Source organism: Streptomyces sp. NPDC048191 (assembly GCF_040652655.1).
GTDB lineage: Bacteria > Actinomycetota > Actinomycetes > Streptomycetales > Streptomycetaceae > Streptomyces.
The window spans coordinates 18,238-34,980 of record NZ_JBEZMO010000009.1 but is presented as its reverse complement, the minus strand read 5'-3'; the positions used below and the strand labels follow the sequence as shown (position 1 = coordinate 34,980).

Below are 16,743 nucleotides of genomic sequence, written 5' to 3'. Positions count from 1 at the left end.
GGCCGGAGCCCGTCGTGTCCCACACCGTGTTCCCCGCGATCGCGCGGGGCCGGGTCCACCGCTGGGGCGGGGCGACCCTCCTCGTGGTCCGGTGCGACACACTCGGCCGGCGCGCCCCCTGGTCCTTGCCGCCGTTGTTCACCCCTGCCGAACGGCACGTCTTCCGCGGCCTGCCGGCGTGGCGGCAGGCCGAGTGGGGGGTGGGCCGCCTGCTCGCCAAGTCCGTGGTGTCCTGGGCGACGGGTCTGCCGCTCGCCGAGGTGGAGATCCTCCCCCGCGCCGACGGCAGCCCCCGCGTCTCGGTACCGGGCCTCCACGTCTCCATCAGCCACACGACCCACCACGTCGCGGCGGTGACCGCACCCGGCGCGGTCGGCGTGGACCTGTGCGAGACGGCCGCCGCACCCGCCGTGGGCCGTGCCGCGGCCCACGTCCTGGTTCCCGAGGAGCGCCGGCTCACCGGCGAGGTCCCCGAACTCCTCACCGCGGCCTGGGCGTTGAAGGAAGCGACGGTGAAGGCCGACCGCCGCGGCCTGTTCGGCGAGGCCCCACGCCGTGTCCGCATCCTCGCCCTGACGCCGCCCACCCTGTCCGGTGACCGCCGGACCCTGGTCCGCAGCGCGGGCACGGCGACGCTCGCCGTCGTCGTCGGCGGTGACGGGCGGGACGGGTGACCGCCCTGTCACCCCGGCCCGCATTCGCGGCGTCCGGCCTCCGGGTGGCTACTGCCGGTACCCGCCGAGGAACCGCCCGATCCGGCCGATCGCTGCCTCCAGGTCCTCCGCGTGCGGCAGGGTGAGGATGCGGAAGTGGTCGGGGGAGGGCCAGTTGAAGCCGGTGCCCTGGACCACCTGGATCTTCTCGCGCAGCAGCAGGTCGAGGACGAACTTCTCGTCGTCGTGGATGCGGTGCACCTTCGGGTCGATGCGCGGGAACGCGTACAGCGCGCCCTTCGGCTTCACACAGGACACCCCCGGGATCTCGTTGAGCTTCTCCCAGGCCACGTTCCGCTGTTCGTGCAACCGGCCGCCGGGCAGCGTCAGTTCGCGGATGGACTGGCGGCCGCCGAGCGCGGCCTGGATGGCGTACTGGGCCGGGGCGTTGGCGCACAGCCGCATGGAGGCCAGCATGGTCAGGCCCTCCAGATAGTCCTTCGCGTGCTGCTTGGGGCCGGTCACCACCAGCCAGCCGGAGCGGAAACCCGCCACCCGGTACGTCTTCGACAGTCCGCAGAAGGTCAGCACCACCAGGTCGGGGGCCAGTGCCGCGGCCGAGTGGTGGACGGCGTCGTCGTAGAGGATCTGGTCGTAGATCTCGTCGGCGAACACCATCAGGCCGTGCCGGCGCGCGAGGTCGAGGACGCCCTCGACGACCTCCTTCGGATACACGGCGCCCGTGGGGTTGTTGGGGTTGATGATGACCACGGCCTTCGTGCGGTCCGTGATCTTCGACGCCATGTCGGCCAGGTCCGGGTTCCAGTCGGCCTGTTCGTCGCACAGGTAGTGCACCGCCTTGCCGCCGGCGAGGGTGGTCACGGCGGTCCAGAGCGGGAAGTCCGGCGCGGGAATGAGGATCTCGTCGCCGTCCTCGACCAGCGCGGTCACGGCCATGGAGACCAGCTCCGAGACGCCGTTGCCCAGGAAGACGTCGTCCACGCCGACGTCGACGCCCAGGTTCTGGTAGCGCTGGGCGACCGCGCGGCGGGCGGAGAGGACGCCGCGGGAGTCGGTGTAGCCGTGCGCCCGCGGCAGCATCCGGATCATGTCCTGGAGGATCTCCTCCGGCGCCTCGAAGCCGAAGGCCGCGGGGTTGCCGGTGTTCAGGCGCAGCACGCTGTGCCCGGCCTCCTCCAGCGCGTCGGCGTGCTCGATCACCGGGCCGCGGATCTCGTAACAGACCTCGCTGAGCTTGTTCGACTGCCGGAACTCCATGGACCCCTCCGGAAACTCGTGTTGCTTGGTTTTACCAAGTTCGAGCTTGGAAAGTCCAACAACATGTCTAGACTGCGTCGCATGTCGCCACGCCGAAGCTACGACCAGTACTGCTCCGCAGCCCGCGCCCTCGACCTCGTCGGCGACCGCTGGACCCTGCTGATCGTCCGGGAGCTGCTGGCCGGCCCGCGCCGCTACACGGACCTGCACGCGGATCTGCCCGGCGTGAGCACGGACGTACTCGCCTCCCGGCTGAAGGACATGGAGCGCGACGGCCTCACGACACGGCGCAGGCTGCCTCCGCCCGGTGCGGCCTACGTGTACGAACTCACCGCGCATGGGCGGCAGTTGCTGCCGGTGCTGCAGGCGCTGGGGCGGTGGGGCGAGGGAGGGCTGGGGGAGCGGCGGCCCACCGACGCCGTCCGTGCCCACTGGTTCGCCCTGCCGCTGCTGCGGGCACTGGAGGGCGAGGGGCTGGTCGAAGTCCGGCTGGAGGAGGGCGACTTCCACCTGTGGGTCGGCGCGCAGGAGGGCCCGGTGTACGGCGAGGGGCCCGCGCCGGGAACGGCCGACGCCTGCCTGGCGATGGACGCGGCGACCTGTGAGGCCCTGGCCAGGGGCGAGACGGGCCTGGCGGACGCGGTACGGGACGGACGGGTGACCGTGACCGGCGACGGCCTGCTCGCCAAGGTGCTGAGGGAGGCGTAGGAACGGGAAAAGGGAGAAGGCCCGCCGGGCGGCGGGCCTTCGAGTACCTGGGCTCACACGTTCGGCGGCACCCGGGACGGACGTCCCGAACCCCGCGTCAGCGCGTACCCGCCGATCCCGGCGAGAGCCGCGAGCAGGCCCCCGACCGCGGTCCACACCCAGCGGTCGGACCACCAGCCCGAGGACCAGCCGTCGTCCGAGCCGAAGCTGGACAGCACCGCGGTCTTCGAACCGTCCCCGCTCGCCTCGGACTTGACGGCGATGCCGGGCACCAGCGGCTTGGCCAGCGAGCCGTCGACCGCGGCCGCGCCGCCGATGTCCTCGGAGTCGGCCCGGAGCTCGACGCTCACCGGCTTGCCGAGGTCGGCGGAGCCGAGGTCCACGACCGTCAGCCGGACGTAGTACGTGCCCGGCAGCGGGTCGTCGGCCCAGGGCTCCGACCAGCCGCGCACGGTGCGCAGCACACACGCCAGCCCGACGGAGGACGCCCCCTGCCCGGCCGTACGGCTCGCCGCGCCGTACTGGCAGGCCTGGCGGCGGCGCAGTCCGTCGTACACGTCGAGCTGCCAGGTCTGCGCCCCGTGCGTGGCGGGCAGCTTCACCGTCGCCCTGACGGTGGGACGCTGCCCGGTGTCCGCGGGGAACGACCAGTACAGGTAGTCACCGGTGGAGCCGGACGCGGTGGCCCGCTGCCCCTGCCGGACCTCCGTCGCCGTGCGGAAGGAGGTGCCCGCCTGCGTGGGTGCCTTGCCGTCGGCGGAGGCACTCGGAGAGGGGGAGGAGTCGGCCGCGGCCGGCCCGGCCGCGAGACCGAGCGCCAGCAGCGCGGCGCCCAGCACACGTGTGATCCGCATCAGTTCGCCCTCCAGACCGCGACCCGCCAGCGCGACAGCCAGCCCCACAGCACACCGGCCAGGAAGCCGGTCAGCACCAGCGCGCCCAGCAGCCACCAGCCGCGACCGAGGCCGAAGGAGGCCACGTCGTGATGGCCGGACGGCCCGTCCACGACGTCCACGGTCAGTTCCAGCGGCAGGCCGGGCGCGGTCCTGACGCCCGCCGCGGCCGAGAAGGAGTTGGTGACCTGGAGGCACACCGTCTCCGCGGGCGCGTTGTCGTCGTCACTGTCCGGCTTCGGGTAGCGCAGGCCCGTCGAGATCACATCCGTACGGCCCGTGCCCGCGGCCTCGCCGCGCACGATCTCCCGTCCGCGCAGGGTCACCGCCCGCAGCAGCACCCCGTAGTCCGGGTTCACGGCACGGTCGTCGGCCACGCTCACCGAGGCGCGCAGCTCCTTGCCGGGGTCGACGTCGACCTTGTACCAGCGCTGCTGCCCGAACTCCTCGCGGTCCGTGTACAGCCCGGACTTCAGCGTCGGGGCCTTCTCGCACTGCGCGGCGCCCTGCGTGGCCACCGGCGTCACCACCGGGTCGGCGGCCCGGTCGACCAACTGCCCGACCCGGTCGGACAGTTGCTCCTTGTGCCGTACGTCGGTGTAGGTGCCGCCGGTCGCGTCCGCGATGCAGCTGAGCTGGTCGCGGGTCTTGGCGTCCGGCACCAGGCCGAGGGTGTCGATGGTCAGCCCGATGCCCTTGGCGGCTATCTCCCGGGCCACCTCGCACGGGTCGAGCGGCTGGCAGGTGTCCTCGCCGTCGCTGATCAGGACGATACGGCGGGTTCCGTCCCCGCTGCCGAGGTCGTCCGCCGCCTTCAGCAGCGCGGGCCCGATCGGCGTCCAGCCGGTGGGCTGCAGCGTGGCCACCGCGGTCTTCGCGTCGGTCCGGTTCAGCGGGCCGACCGGGTAGAGCTGCGCGGTGTCCTTGCAGCCCTCCTTGCGGTCGTTGCCGCGGTAGTTGGCGCCCAGGGTGCGGATGCCGAGCCGGACCTCCTGCGGGGTCGCGTCCAGGACGTCGTTGAACGCCTGCTTCGCCGCGGCCATCCGGGTGCCGCCGTCGATGTCCTGCGTCCGCATCGAACCGCTGACGTCCAGCACGAGTTCGACCTGTGGGGCGGCCGCCCGCGTCTCGTCGGCGACGCCTTGGCCGGGGAACGCGATCCCGGCCGCCAGGGCGGCGAGCAGAGCACAGACGCCCGCCGCCAGCCGTTGTCTTGTGATCATCGCCGGATCCTATTGATCAGACGGTCCGGGCTCCAAAACGAGCGGGTTCGGCAGGGAGGTCCACCGGTCGCCGGGGGACCGCGGGGACAGCCGCATCAAGGTCAACGCCTTGGCCGGCAGCGGCCCTTCGCGCAGTGCGCGCAGGTCGGGGGTGTCGGGCATTCCGGGTACCGCGGCCGACAGGGCCGCTCCCAGGGCCGCGGCCGAACCCGCCGTACCGGCCAGGGCGCCCGCCACCAGGGAGCCGAACAGCTTGCGGCGCAGGGCCGTTTCGTCGTCGGTGACCAGGCGGCCGGTGAGCGGTGGCGGGGTGATGCCGTGCCGGGCCAGGCGGTCCGGGCTGATCCGGATGTCGGCCAGGTCGCGGTAGACCAGCCGCCGGGGGGTGCCGTCGGCCGCCAGGATCACCAGCAGGTTCTGGCCGTGCGCCTCCAGGGCCACGCCGAGGTCCAGCAGCCGCAGGCCGACGGTCAGCGCCAGCCGGGCCAACGCGGCCGTCCAGCCGGGCGAGTCGGGCAGCCCGGTCGTGGCGAGCGCGGCCACCGGGACGACCTGTTCGTCCGCACGCGCGTACACCTCGGGCGACTCCCGCAGCAGCGCGGCCAGGTCGGGGGAGTGGGCCGAGACGGCGGCCGTCGTACGGGTGATGTGCAGCAGGCCGTCGGTGCGCGCCGCCAGCTCCTCGGCGAGGCCGGACAGCGGCGCGGCGGCCCGTACCGAGTACGCGGAGATGTCCCGCACGGAGGACGTCAGCCGGGCGCTCAGCGCGGTCTTCACATGCGGGCCGTCCGGCAGCGCGAGGGTGCGCAGGGACAGCAGGGGGTGGGCCGAGCGCCAGGGGGCGTACGACCGCTTCAGGACGTGGTCGGCCTGCCAGGGGTGGACGGGCACCAGCAGCCGCTCGCCGTCCCGCAGTTCCCCGGGCCAGTCGCCGGTCACCAGGCACCCGTCCGCCGCCACCGGCACCGTCCCCAGCTCCACCACCGGCCGGTGCTCCGGGCCGTACGCCAGCTCGTCCGCCACCGAGAAACCGGGCCGGGACCGGCAGCCGGGGTGGTACGGATGCCCGTCGGTCACCCGCTGCTCCCACTCCCACTCCCTCGCCCGGCCTTCGGTCGGCACCCCCGCCGGCCACTCCTTCGGGTGATCCGCGTCGGCCCGCGACAGGGCCAACGAGGCGACGCTCCCGGCCAGTTCGGCGGCGAAGGCGGCGCCGTGCGGCACCGCGAGGGCGCTCATCAGCCCGGCCGGATCCACGTGGCGTTCGCGGTCCAGGCGGACACCGGTGACGTACGCGCTCGTGGCGTACGGGTCCGCGTGCGGCCCGTAGAGCGTCCGGCCGTCGGCGAGCCGCAGGGCCAGGCCGTGGGCGCCGCGCACCCGGCCGGTGACCCATGGCAGCGGTTCGTGGGCCAGCGCCCGCCACAGCCGGGTCAGCACTGCGGCGCGGGCGCCCGGCAGCTCCGCCGTGTACCGGGGCAGCAGCGCGGGCCGGAGGGCGGTCAGCTCCTCGGCGACCTCGGCCTCGGCGGTGGGGGGACGGTGCACGGTCGGCTCCTCGGGTACGCGCGCAGGACGATTGTCGTGGACGACAGACATACTGATCGGGACCAGCCCGGACGAAACGAATGGATCGCGTGGACGCCTCCCCCTCCGCCGAAGCCGTCGGCCGCCGCGCCGACGCCTACGCGGCCGCGCCCCTGCTGAACTGCCTGCTGCGGGAGGTGGCCGAGCCGCTCGCGGGCCCCGGTGACCCGCGGGTCCACCGGCTGCCGAGCGGGCGGCTGCTGCGCGTGCGGCCCGGCCGCCGTCCCGCCGACCCCGAGCTCCACGCGGCCGGGGCCTGGCACCGCGTCGGCCACACCGAGCTCGTCAAACTGGTCGCCGAGGAACTGCGCCGGCACACCGGTCTGCCGGGCGGCGACCTGCCCGCCGAGATGGTCGACAGCCGGGACGCGGTCGCCGCGCTGCTCACCGCCCGTGCCCGCGCCACGCCGCCCGCGGACCCCTACCTGAGGTCCGAGCAGTCCCTGATCACCGGCCACCCCCACCACCCGGCGCCCAAGGCGCGCGGCGGCGGCCCGGTCGCCTCCTGGCTGCCGTACGCCCCCGAGGCGCACGCCCGCTTCCCGCTCGTGCTGCTGGGTGTCCGCGAGGACCAGGTGGCGGAGGAGGGCGACACCGGCGCCCTGGACGCGCTCGGCACGGCCCCGCCCGGTTACCGGCTGCTGCCCGCCCACCCGTGGCAGCTGGACCTGGTCGCCGGGGAACTGGCGGAGGCCTTCGCCGACGGACGCCTGCTGCGCCTCGGCACGACCGCGTTCGACACCTGGCCGACGGCGGCGATCCGCACGGTGTACGAGCCCGGGCGCGACCTCTTCCTGAAGTTCAGCCTGGACGTGCGCATCACCAACGACGTCCGCCGCCTGTGGCGCCACGACCTGCGCAGGCTGCGCCGCACGGACACGGCCGCCCTGCACGCCGTCGAGGCCGTGGGCCGGCCCGCGGCCTGGCTGGGCGACCGCGGCTACCGCACGGCCGTCTTCGCCTTCGAGGAACTGGCCGTCCTCGTCCGGGACGGCCTGCGCGGCCACCTGCTGCCGGGCGCCACCCCGCTGCTGGCCGCCGGCCTCGCCGAGGGGTTCGACGGCAGTCCGCTGGCCGCGGCGGCGGACCCGGCGGTCTGGTGGGAGGCGTATCTGCGCCAGGTCGTGCCGCCCGCACTCAGGGCGTTCGGCGACCACGGGGTCGTGGTCGAGGCCCATCTGCAGAACACCCTCGTCGCCGTGGACGCGGCCGGCCTGCCCGTCCAGGTGCTGTTCCGGGACGCCGAGGGGGTCAAGCTGCTGCCGGACGTGACCCGGGCCGCGGGCTGGGAGCGGCTGGTGTACTGCCTGGTCGTCAACCACCTCGCCGAGATCGCCGCCGCCCTCGCCGAACACCACCCCGGACTGGACCCCTGGCCGGCCGCCCGCGCCGAACTCGCCCGGCACGACCTGCCCGAGATCCCCGCCCTGCTCGCCTCGCCCACCCTGCCCGGCAAGACGAACCTGCTGCTGCGCTGGACCGGCGCGGACGGCGCGGACGCCCGCTACCTGCCCCTGCCGAACCCGCTGGCGGGCGGCTGACCCGTGCTCACCGGGCGGTGCCGAAGTCCTGGGTCCAGTAGCTGCCCGGCTGGGCGAGAGCGACGCCGATCTCCTTGAACGAGCAGTTGAGGATGTTGGCCCGGTGTCCGGGGCTGTTCATCCAGCCCGTCATGACCTGCTCCGGGGTCGCGTACCCGTAGGCGATGTTCTCGCCGTAGGAGCTCCAGCTGTAGCCGGCCCGCGTGATGCGGTCGCCCGGGGAGGACCCGTCGGAGCCCGTGTGCGACATGTTCCGGTGGGCCGCCATGTCCGCGCTGTGGGCCTGCGCGGCCTTGGTCAGCTCCGAGTTCACGGTCAGGGGATGGCAACCCACCTTCGCGCGCTCGGCGTTGACGAGCTGCACGACGCGCGCGGTGGCACCGGACGCCGTGGCGGTGGCCTTCGGGGCGCTCGGCGTGGCGGTGGCCCGGGGCGTGCTGGGGGCGGTGGTCCGTGCGGGCTCGTGCGCCGGGGCCGTCGTGGCCGTGCTCGGGTGAGCGGTGGGCCGGTGCGTGGGGGACGCGGTGGCACGCGGTGTGCCGGTGTGGTGATGGCCATTGCGATGGTGATGCCGGTGACCGTGGTGCTCGCGCTGCTGGGGCGTGCTGGTCGCGGCGGCGTCGGCCTGGTGCTCCGTGCCGTGCGGCCAGTCGGAACAGGCGAGGGCGACGGACGGTACGCCCACGGCGCCGATGGCGGCGGTGGCGATGACTATTCGCCGGAACTGCTGCGTCTTGCGGTGCTTGGCCATGCGTGAACCTCACTCGGTGATCGCCGAGGGCTCATTTTCAGGAGGGCTCCCAAGGAGCGCAAAGGGCCGCTTCTACGACCTCGCCTAGTAGACCGGGTCGCGCCTTGTCAGGCGGGCGAGGAGATGCCGGGTTCGCGCCCGTGACGTTTGCTGAGGACTGGCGGGCCGTCAGAAGGCCACCGTGCGGGAGGGATGGGGGAGGGTGTCGTCGGACCGCTGGGGTCGCACCTGGCGGACGCCGCGTGCCGATGGCAAGACGGACAAATCCCATATGTCGTCGGAGCTGTGTCTACTACGCGGCACGGTTAGTTGGCGAGCGGGGTGTGAGGGATGTCACTCTCGGGACGTTCGGGGACGGCCCGCCTGATTTAGGGTGGCCGTGTGCTGCGCGACGTGACTGCTGTTCGATACGTGACCCCGCTGCGCTCCGGCGGATCCGTGCCCGGGGTCGTCGAGGCCGACGACCTCGGCACGTACGTCGTGAAGTTCACCGGTTCCGCGCAGGGGCACAAGGCGCTGGTCGCCGAGGTGATCGTCGGTGAGCTCGCCCGCGCTCTCGGGCTGCGCTTCCCCGAGCTGGTCCTCGTCCACTTCGACCCGGCGATCGCGGACAGCGAGCCGCACCAGGAGGTGCGCGACCTCCACGCCGCCAGCAGCGGACTCAACCTGGGCATGGACTACCTCCCGGGTGCGCGGGACCTCACCCCCGAGGTCGCGAAGGTCTTCCCGGTCGATCCCCTGGAGGCGGGCCGCATCGTCTGGCTCGACGCCCTGACCGTGAACGTCGACCGCACGGTCCACAGCTCCAATCTGATGGTCTGGCCGACCCTCGGCACCGTGCCCCCGCGCCTGTGGCTGATCGACCACGGCGCCGCTCTTGTCTTCCACCACCGCTGGGACAGCTCCGACCCGGCCAAGGCCTACGACTTCCGCCATCACGCCCTCGGTCACTACGGCCCCGACGTACGGGCGGCCGACGCGGAGCTGGCGCCGAAGGTGACGCGGGAGCTGCTGCGGGACATCGCCGCCGAGGTGCCGGACGCCTGGCTGGCCGGAGAGGAGGGGTTCGCGACCGCGGACGACATCCGCGCGGCGTACGTGGACTACCTCCACGCGCGCGTGCGCGCCTCAGAGGCCTGGCTGCCCACGGGCTTCCCCACCCGGGAGGAGCTCGCCGCCGAGGAGGCCCTGCGCACGGCGAGAAGCCGGCAGGGACGCCCGGCGTGGCTCAAACAGGTCCCCGACCTGCACGGCAAGCCCGCGGCCGAACAGGATTGGACGGTGCACCTGGGATGAGCCGTGTGGAGATCGAGTACTGCACCCGCTGCCGCTGGCTGCCGCGTGCCGCCTGGCTGGCGCAGGAACTGCTCACGACCTTCGAGGCGGAGCTGACGGAGCTGGCGCTGAAGCCCGGCACGGGCGGGGTGTTCGTCGTCAGGGTCGACGACGAGACCGTCTGGGACCGCCGCGAACAGGGCTTCCCCGAGCCCACGGCCGTCAAGCGGGCCGTACGCGACCGAGTGGCCCCGGGAAGGTCCCTGGGCCACTCGGACGATCCGGCTTCCTGAGGGCTCAGCCCCGCAGCTGCTCGTACGCCGGCAGGGTGAGGAAGTCGGCGTAGTCCTCGTCCAGGGAGACCCGCAGCAGCAGGTCGTGGGCCTCCTGCCAGTGGCCGGCGGCGAAGGCCTCCTCGCCGATCTCCTGGCGGATGCCGGACAGTTCCTCGGCGGCGACCTTGCGGGCCAGCTCCGGCGTGGCCTTGTCGCCGTTCTCGAACTCGACGCCCGCGTTGATCCACTGCCAGATCTGGGAGCGGGAGATCTCGGCGGTGGCCGCGTCCTCCATGAGGTTGAAGATGGCCACCGCGCCCAGGCCGCGCAGCCAGGCCTCGATGTAACGGATGCCCACCTGGACGGCGTTGACCAGTCCGGCGTAGGTCGGCCTGGCGTCCAGCGAGTCGATCGCGATCAGGTCGGCCGCCTCGACGTGGACGTCCTCGCGCAACCGGTCCTTCTGGTTCGGCCTGTCGCCGAGCACCTTGTCGAAGGACTCCATGGCGATCGGGACGAGGTCGGGGTGGGCGACCCAGGACCCGTCGAAACCGTCGCCCGCCTCGCGGTCCTTGTCGGCCCGGACCTTCTCGAAGGCGACCTTGTTGACCTCGGCGTCGCGCCGGGACGGGATGAACGCGGCCATGCCGCCGATCGCGTGCGCACCGCGCTTGTGGCAGGTGCGGACGAGGAGTTCGGTGTACGCCCGCATGAACGGGGCGGTCATGGTGACCGCGTTGCGGTCCGGGAGGACGAACCGGGCACCGCCGTCACGGAAGTTCTTCACGATGGAGAACAGGTAGTCCCAGCGGCCCGCGTTCAACCCCGCCGCGTGGTCGCGGAGTTCGTAGAGGATCTCCTCCATCTCGTACGCGGCCGTGATGGTCTCGATCAGGACGGTGGCGCGGACGGTCCCCTGCGGGATGCCGACGTAGTCCTGCGCGAAGACGAACACGTCGTTCCACAGGCGCGCTTCGAGGTGGGACTCGGTCTTCGGCAGGTAGAAGTACGGGCCCTTGCCGAGGTCCAGCAGCCGCTGGGCGTTGTGGAAGAAGTACAGGCCGAAGTCGACGAGGGCACCCGGGACGGCGCGGCCGTCGGCGTCGGTCAGGTGACGCTCGTCCAGGTGCCAGCCGCGCGGCCGCATGACGACCGTCGCCAGCTCCTCGTCGGGGCGCAGGGCGTAGGACTTGCCGGAGACCGGGTCGGTGAAGTCGATGTTCCGGGTGTAGGCGTCGATCAGGTTGACCTGGCCGAGGACCACGTTCTCCCAGGTGGGCGCGGAGGCGTCCTCGAAGTCGGCGAGCCAGACCCTCGCGCCCGAGTTCAGGGCGTTGATGGTCATCTTGCGGTCGGTGGGGCCGGTGATCTCGACGCGCCGGTCGTTCAGCGCGGCCGGGGCCGGGGCGACCTTCCAGGAGTCGTCCGCGCGGATCGCGGCCGTCTCGGGGAGGAAGTCGAGCGTGGAGGTGCGGGCGATCTCGGCGCGGCGCTCGGCCCGGCGGGCGAGGAGTTCGTCACGGCGCGGGGTGAACCGCCGGTGCAGCTCCGCCACGAAGGCGAGCGCCGCGTCCGTGAGTACCTCTTCCTGCCGGGGCAGGGGCTCGGCGTCGACGATGGCCAGCGGGGACGGCGCTGGTGCGGACATGAGCTGTCACTTCCTTCAGCGGTGGCACCGGGTGCCCAGAGGCACGAATAGGGCAAACAGCGCCAACTGTGCGGGCAGGCGCTTCTGAACAGTGGATACTAGTTTCCTCATCGTGGAACTTCAATGGTTTGTTGATGTCGAGATTCTCTGGGTCGAGGCAAGGTGGCTCCCAGTGCCACCTTCCTCACTCAAGGTGGCGCAGGTCGGCCTCGGTGTCGATGTCGTACGGCTCGGCGACGTCCGCGCACTCCACGAGCCGGACCGCGGCCGCGTGCTGCTTCAGGTAGGTGCGGGCACCGCGGTCCCCGGTGGCCGTCGCCGCGATGCCCGGCCAGTGGGCCGCGCCGAAGAGCACGGGATGTCCGCGTGTGCCGTCGTAGGCGGCGGAGACCAGCGTTTTCTCGTCCTCGTAGGCGCCCAGCACCCGTGCCACGGCCGCCGGTCCGATCCCGGGCTGGTCGACCAGGCTCACCAGGGCCGCCCGCGCCCCCGTACCGGCCAGCGAGTCCAGTCCGGCCCGCAGCGAGGAGCCCATGCCCTCGGCCCAGCCGGGGTTGTCCACAAGCACACAGCCGCTCAGGCCGGCCCGCGCCCGGACGTCCTCGGCGCGGGCGCCCAGCACCACGTGCACCCGCGCGCACCCGCCCGCCCGCAGCACCCCGACGGCGTGCTCGACCAGGAGGCGCCCCCGGTGCTCCAGCAGTGCCTTGGGGCGCCCGCCGAGCCGCCTGCCCCCGCCGGCGGCGAGCAGCAGCCCGGCGACCTCCGCGTGATGGTTGTCCGTCATGCGTCCTGCATACCTGACGGAGGCGGGGGCGGCCGGTTTCCTTGGGCTGAATTTCGGTCCGCCCTGTGGCGCTCCCGGACGTGGTGGCGTTTACTGGCCCGCGCACGACGCCGTGTGAGGGGGAGGGCTGTGTTGCGGAGCTTGGGGCAGAGGCCAGTGACCGGCAGCGACGAGGACGTGAGGGTGGCGGAACTGCGGACCGCGGTGTCCCGGCTGCGCCGCGAACTCGCCGCGCTCCCCTCCGACTTCCCCGACCGCGCCATAGCCGAGGACGAGCTGGCGGCCCTGGCGGCGATGGCCTCCGGCGGTTCCCCGGAGATCCCGCGCCTGCGCAGCTCCCTGTTACTGATCGCCGGGGCCATCGGGTCGGTGAGTGCCCTGGCCGGCGGGCTGGGCGAGGTGCGCCAGGCGGTGGACCTGTTCGGGGGGCCGGCGCAGAGGGGCTGACCCCGGCCCCCCGGGGGGCGCGGGGAAGTCAGGCGCCCGAACTCGCCAGAGCCTGGGACAGCTCGAGGGCGATCTGCTGCAGCACCGGCACGATCTTCCCGGTGGCCTCCTCGGTCACCCGTCCGGCCGGCCCGGAGATCGAGATCGCCGCAGCCGTCGGAGACTCCGGTACGGACACCGCGAGGCACCGGACCCCTATCTCCTGCTCGTTGTCGTCCACGGCGTACCCCAGCTGCCGCACCTCCTCCAGCGCGGCCAGGAACCCCTCGGGCGTGGTGATCGTCTTCTCGGTCGCGGAGGGCATCCCGGTCCGCGCCAGCAGCGCCCGCACCTCGTCGTCCGGCACCCCGGCCAGGAGCGCCTTGCCCACCCCGGTCGAGTGCGGAAGCACCCGTCGGCCCACTTCGGTGAACATCCGCATCGAGTGCTTGGACGGCACCTGGGCCACGTACACGATCTCGTCGCCGTCCAGCAGTGCCATGTTCGCGGTCTCGCCGGTCTCCTCGACCAGGCGCGCGAGATACGGCCGCGCCCAGGTGCCGAGCAGCCGGGACGCCGACTCGCCGAGGCGGATCAGCCGGGGGCCGAGCGCGTAGCGCCGGTTGGGCTGCTGGCGGACGTAGCCGCAGGCGACCAGCGTGCGCATCAGCCGGTGGATGGTCGGCAGCGGCAGTCCGCTGGTCGCGGACAGTTCGCTCAGGCCCACCTCGCCGCCCGCGTCCGCCATCCGCTCGAGCAGGTCGAAGGCCCGTTCCAGGGACTGGACGCCACCTCCGTTGGAGGACTTGGCGGAGTCGGTGGTGCTGGCGCTGGACGTCGGCACGGCACGTTCCTTTCGGGACTGGCGGGAGGGCAGAAGCCTACCCGGCAGCCGGTTGACTCCCCGCTTGTACGTAGCTACGTTCTGCTTGCTGGAATTGTAATTCCGCTTTGTGGAAACGTCCAGACTGCAGGCGCGGGGTGTCCTGTCCGGAAGTGTGCCTCTTGACGGCGGGGGAGCGGGAGTGAAGACTCCTTCAACAGAACGTTGAAATCCGTTTCGTGGGTGTAAATCCGGTTTCCGGGGCGTAAAACGGCGGTACAGAGAGGGGTTCGGGTGTCCGACGCTGAACTGGTCCTGCGCTCGACGCGCGTCATCACTCCGGAAGGGACACGGGCCGCCACGGTCGCCGTGTCCGCCGGGACGATCACGGCCGTGCTGCCGTACGACGCCGGGATCCCGGCCGACGCGCGGCTGGAGGACCTCGGCGACCACGTCCTGCTGCCCGGTCTGGTCGACACCCACGTGCACGTCAACGACCCGGGCCGCACCGAGTGGGAGGGTTTCTGGACCGCCACCCGCGCGGCGGCGGCCGGCGGCATCACCACGCTGGTCGACATGCCGCTCAACTCCCTCCCGCCGACCACGACCGTGGACAACCTGCGGGTGAAGCGGGAGGTGGCCGCCGACAAGGCGCACATCGACGTCGGCTTCTGGGGTGGCGCCCTGCCGGACAACGTCAAGGACCTGCGCCCGCTGCACGACGCCGGTGTCTTCGGCTTCAAGGCGTTCCTGTCGCCGTCCGGGGTGGACGAGTTCCCGCATCTCGACCAGGACCGGCTCGCCCGGTCCCTGGCGGAGATCTCCGGCTTCGGCGGCCTGCTGATCGTGCACGCCGAGGATCCGCACCACCTCGCCGCCGCCCCGCAGCACGGCGGCCCCCGGTACGCCGACTTCCTCGCCTCCCGCCCGCGCGACGCCGAGGACACGGCCATCGCCGCCCTGATCGGCCAGGCCCGGCGGCTCGACGCGCGCGTGCACGTGCTGCACCTGTCCTCCAGCGACGCGCTGCCGCTGATCCGCGCGGCCCGCGCCGAGGGGGTGCGGATCACCGTGGAGACCTGCCCGCACTACCTGACGCTCACCGCCGAGGAAGTACCGGACGGCGCCAGCGAGTTCAAGTGCTGCCCGCCCATCCGCGAGGCCGCCAACCAGGACCTGCTGTGGGCGGCGCTGGCCGACGGCACCATCGACTGTGTCGTCACGGACCACTCGCCCTCCACCGCCGACCTCAAGACCGCCGACTTCGCCACCGCCTGGGGCGGCATCTCCGGCCTCCAGCTCAGCCTGTCCGCCGTGTGGACCGAGGCACGCGCGCGTGGTCACGGCCTCGAGGACGTCGTGCGCTGGATGTCCACCCGGACCGCCGGCCTCGTGGGGCTGGGCCGGAAGGGCGCCATCGAGGCCGGCCGTGACGCCGACTTCGCCGTCCTCGCCCCCGACGAGACGTTCACCGTCGACCCGGCCGGCCTCCAGCACCGCAACCGGGTCACCGCCTACGCCGGCAAGACCCTGTACGGCGTCGTGAAGTCCACCTGGCTGCGCGGCGAACGCATCGTCCACGACGGCGAGTTCACCGAGCCGAAGGGCACACTCCTCACCCGCCCCCAGTAAGCCACCCCGCACCCGCAACCGGCCGACTCCAGAAAGGACCCCCTGATCCCCGTGACGGCGACACAGAGCTTCACCGGCGACGCGAACCCCTACGGAGGCGGCGACCCGTACGCGGACTACCGCACCGCCGACTTCCCCTTCACCCAGTACGCCAACCTCGCCGACCGGCAGCTCGGTGCCGGTGTCATCGCCGCCAACGACGAGTTCTTCGCCCAGCGGGAGAACCTGCTGGTGCCCGAGCCGGCCGAGTTCGACCCCGAGCACTTCGGGCACAAGGGCAAGATCATGGACGGCTGGGAGACCCGCCGCCGCCGCGGCGTCTCGGCCGAGCACCCCTGGCCGACGGCCGAGGACCACGACTGGGCGCTGGTCCGCCTCGGCGCGCCCGGGGTGATCCGCGGGATCGTCGTCGACACCGCCCACTTCCGCGGCAACTACCCGCAGGCGGTGTCCGTCGAGGGCACGTCCGTACCCGGCGCGCCGTCCCCGCAGGAACTGCTGGGCGACGACGTGAAATGGACGACGATCGTCCCGCGCACCGCCGTCGGCGGGCACGCCGCGAACGGCTTCGAGGTCACCGCCGAGCAGCGCTTCACCCACCTGCGCGTCAACCAGCACCCCGACGGCGGCATCGCCCGCCTGCGGGTCTACGGCGAGGTCGTCCCGGACCCCGGGTGGCTCGCGGCCCTCGGCACCTTCGACGTGGTCGCCCTGGAGAACGGCGGCCGGGTCGAGGACGCCTCCAACCTCTTCTACTCCCCGGCCACCAACACCATCCAGCCGGGCCGCTCCCGCAAGATGGACGACGGCTGGGAGACCCGCCGCCGCCGTGACCGGGGCAACGACTGGATCCGCTACCAGCTGGCCGCCCAGGCGCAGATCCGCGCGATCGAGATCGACACCGCCTACCTGAAGGGCAACAGCGCCGGCTGGGCCTCCGTCCACGTCAAGGACGGCGAGGACGGCGAGTGGACCGAGATCCTGCCGCGCACCCGCCTCCAGCCCGACACCAACCACCGCTTCGTGCTCCCCGAGCCGGCCGTCGGCACGCACGCGCGCGTGGACATCTTCCCCGACGGCGGCATCTCCCGTCTGCGCCTGTACGGCTCCCTGACCGAGCAGGGCGCCGCGGACCTCGCCGGCCGGCACCGGGAACTGGGCGGCTGACCCACCCCCTGACGCGCGCGGGGCGCCCCGGCCTGGACAGCACCGGGCGCCCCGCGTGTCACCCGCTGGGACCCGT

General features: G+C 72.8%; 16 protein-coding genes. 8 read left to right on the top strand and 8 right to left on the bottom strand.

What is annotated here, in order from left to right:
* Positions 1–14 precede the first annotated feature (14 nt).
* Entirely contained in the window at positions 15–674 is a 660-nt protein-coding gene (locus tag AB0D93_RS17135) for a 4'-phosphopantetheinyl transferase superfamily protein (RefSeq protein WP_362119954.1), read from the top strand.
* 48 nt (positions 675–722) lie between these two features.
* Here the strand turns inward: AB0D93_RS17135 and AB0D93_RS17130 are convergent, their stop codons facing one another.
* Positions 723–1,931, bottom strand: a complete 1,209-nt coding sequence (locus tag AB0D93_RS17130; RefSeq protein ID WP_362119952.1) for a pyridoxal phosphate-dependent aminotransferase — start codon at positions 1,929–1,931, stop codon at positions 723–725.
* An 81-nt stretch (positions 1,932–2,012) separates the two neighbouring features.
* On the opposite strand from AB0D93_RS17130, the gene AB0D93_RS17125 reads away from it, so the two are divergent.
* Positions 2,013–2,639: a winged helix-turn-helix transcriptional regulator gene (locus tag AB0D93_RS17125; protein WP_362119950.1), complete on the top strand. Its 627-nt coding sequence runs from the start codon at positions 2,013–2,015 to the stop codon at positions 2,637–2,639.
* Between the two features lie 53 nt (positions 2,640–2,692).
* Here the strand turns inward: AB0D93_RS17125 and AB0D93_RS17120 are convergent, their stop codons facing one another.
* From AB0D93_RS17120 to AB0D93_RS17110, 3 genes are read right to left on the bottom strand one after another with little or no spacing between them, the layout of a single operon-like run.
* Positions 2,693–3,493, bottom strand: a complete 801-nt coding sequence (locus tag AB0D93_RS17120; protein ID WP_362119948.1) for a hypothetical protein — start codon at positions 3,491–3,493, stop codon at positions 2,693–2,695.
* Positions 3,493–4,755, bottom strand: a complete 1,263-nt coding sequence (locus AB0D93_RS17115; protein WP_362119946.1) for a VWA domain-containing protein — start codon at positions 4,753–4,755, stop codon at positions 3,493–3,495. The genes AB0D93_RS17120 and AB0D93_RS17115 overlap by 1 nt, the downstream gene beginning before the upstream one ends.
* Before the next feature lie 9 nt (positions 4,756–4,764).
* The gene (locus AB0D93_RS17110) at positions 4,765–6,303 is read right to left on the bottom strand and encodes an IucA/IucC family protein (RefSeq protein WP_362119944.1); all 1,539 of its coding nucleotides are present in this window, start codon (positions 6,301–6,303) and stop codon (positions 4,765–4,767) included.
* A gap of 80 nt (positions 6,304–6,383) precedes the next feature.
* On the opposite strand from AB0D93_RS17110, the gene AB0D93_RS17105 reads away from it, so the two are divergent.
* Positions 6,384–7,883: an IucA/IucC family protein gene (locus tag AB0D93_RS17105; RefSeq protein WP_362119942.1), complete on the top strand. Its 1,500-nt coding sequence runs from the start codon at positions 6,384–6,386 to the stop codon at positions 7,881–7,883.
* Between the two features lie 7 nt (positions 7,884–7,890).
* Here the strand turns inward: AB0D93_RS17105 and AB0D93_RS17100 are convergent, their stop codons facing one another.
* On the bottom strand, positions 7,891–8,634 hold the full coding sequence (locus AB0D93_RS17100) for a CAP domain-containing protein (RefSeq protein WP_362119940.1): 744 nt from the start codon (positions 8,632–8,634) through the stop codon (positions 7,891–7,893).
* A gap of 381 nt (positions 8,635–9,015) precedes the next feature.
* On the opposite strand from AB0D93_RS17100, the gene AB0D93_RS17095 reads away from it, so the two are divergent.
* Positions 9,016–9,930 (top strand): HipA family kinase, encoded by a 915-nt coding sequence (locus AB0D93_RS17095; RefSeq protein ID WP_362119938.1) that lies wholly within the window; start codon positions 9,016–9,018, stop codon positions 9,928–9,930.
* Complete coding sequence (locus AB0D93_RS17090) at positions 9,927–10,202, top strand: SelT/SelW/SelH family protein (protein ID WP_362119936.1); 276 nt, start codon at positions 9,927–9,929, stop codon at positions 10,200–10,202. The genes AB0D93_RS17095 and AB0D93_RS17090 overlap by 4 nt, the downstream gene beginning before the upstream one ends.
* 4 nt (positions 10,203–10,206) lie before the next feature.
* Here AB0D93_RS17090 and aceB read toward each other — a convergent pair whose 3' ends face one another.
* Positions 10,207–11,832: a malate synthase A gene (aceB, locus tag AB0D93_RS17085; protein WP_362119934.1), complete on the bottom strand. Its 1,626-nt coding sequence runs from the start codon at positions 11,830–11,832 to the stop codon at positions 10,207–10,209.
* Positions 11,833–12,016: 184 nt separating this feature from the next.
* A complete protein-coding gene (locus AB0D93_RS17080) occupies positions 12,017–12,619 on the bottom strand; it encodes a nucleotidyltransferase family protein (protein WP_362119932.1) in 603 nt (200 codons plus the stop codon).
* A 129-nt stretch (positions 12,620–12,748) separates the two neighbouring features.
* Between AB0D93_RS17080 and AB0D93_RS17075 the strand changes: the two genes are divergently transcribed.
* On the top strand, positions 12,749–13,066 hold the full coding sequence (locus tag AB0D93_RS17075) for a DUF5955 family protein (protein WP_362119930.1): 318 nt from the start codon (positions 12,749–12,751) through the stop codon (positions 13,064–13,066).
* A gap of 28 nt (positions 13,067–13,094) precedes the next feature.
* Here the strand turns inward: AB0D93_RS17075 and AB0D93_RS17070 are convergent, their stop codons facing one another.
* Complete coding sequence (locus AB0D93_RS17070) at positions 13,095–13,889, bottom strand: IclR family transcriptional regulator (RefSeq protein WP_362119928.1); 795 nt, start codon at positions 13,887–13,889, stop codon at positions 13,095–13,097.
* A gap of 273 nt (positions 13,890–14,162) precedes the next feature.
* Between AB0D93_RS17070 and allB the strand changes: the two genes are divergently transcribed.
* Both allB and alc read left to right on the top strand, forming a co-directional pair.
* Positions 14,163–15,500 (top strand): allantoinase AllB, encoded by a 1,338-nt coding sequence (gene allB, locus AB0D93_RS17065; protein WP_362119926.1) that lies wholly within the window; start codon positions 14,163–14,165, stop codon positions 15,498–15,500.
* A gap of 51 nt (positions 15,501–15,551) precedes the next feature.
* The gene (alc, locus tag AB0D93_RS17060) at positions 15,552–16,667 is read left to right on the top strand and encodes an allantoicase (protein WP_362119924.1); all 1,116 of its coding nucleotides are present in this window, start codon (positions 15,552–15,554) and stop codon (positions 16,665–16,667) included.
* Positions 16,668–16,743: the final 76 nt, after the last annotated feature.

Excerpts from the sequence above, each read along its gene's own strand:
- AB0D93_RS17130 (WP_362119952.1), bottom strand. The coding sequence starts at position 1,931 with ATGGAGTTCCGGCAGTCGAACAAGCTCAGCGAGGTCTGTTACGAGATC.
- AB0D93_RS17125 (WP_362119950.1), top strand. The coding sequence starts at position 2,013 with ATGTCGCCACGCCGAAGCTACGACCAGTACTGCTCCGCAGCCCGCGCC.
- AB0D93_RS17120 (WP_362119948.1), bottom strand. The coding sequence starts at position 3,493 with ATGCGGATCACACGTGTGCTGGGCGCCGCGCTGCTGGCGCTCGGTCTC.
- AB0D93_RS17115 (WP_362119946.1), bottom strand. The coding sequence starts at position 4,755 with ATGATCACAAGACAACGGCTGGCGGCGGGCGTCTGTGCTCTGCTCGCC.
- AB0D93_RS17105 (WP_362119942.1), top strand. The coding sequence starts at position 6,384 with ATGGATCGCGTGGACGCCTCCCCCTCCGCCGAAGCCGTCGGCCGCCGC.
- AB0D93_RS17100 (WP_362119940.1), bottom strand. The coding sequence starts at position 8,634 with ATGGCCAAGCACCGCAAGACGCAGCAGTTCCGGCGAATAGTCATCGCC.
- AB0D93_RS17090 (WP_362119936.1), top strand. The coding sequence starts at position 9,927 with ATGAGCCGTGTGGAGATCGAGTACTGCACCCGCTGCCGCTGGCTGCCG.
- aceB (WP_362119934.1), bottom strand. The coding sequence starts at position 11,832 with ATGTCCGCACCAGCGCCGTCCCCGCTGGCCATCGTCGACGCCGAGCCC.
- AB0D93_RS17080 (WP_362119932.1), bottom strand. The coding sequence starts at position 12,619 with ATGACGGACAACCATCACGCGGAGGTCGCCGGGCTGCTGCTCGCCGCC.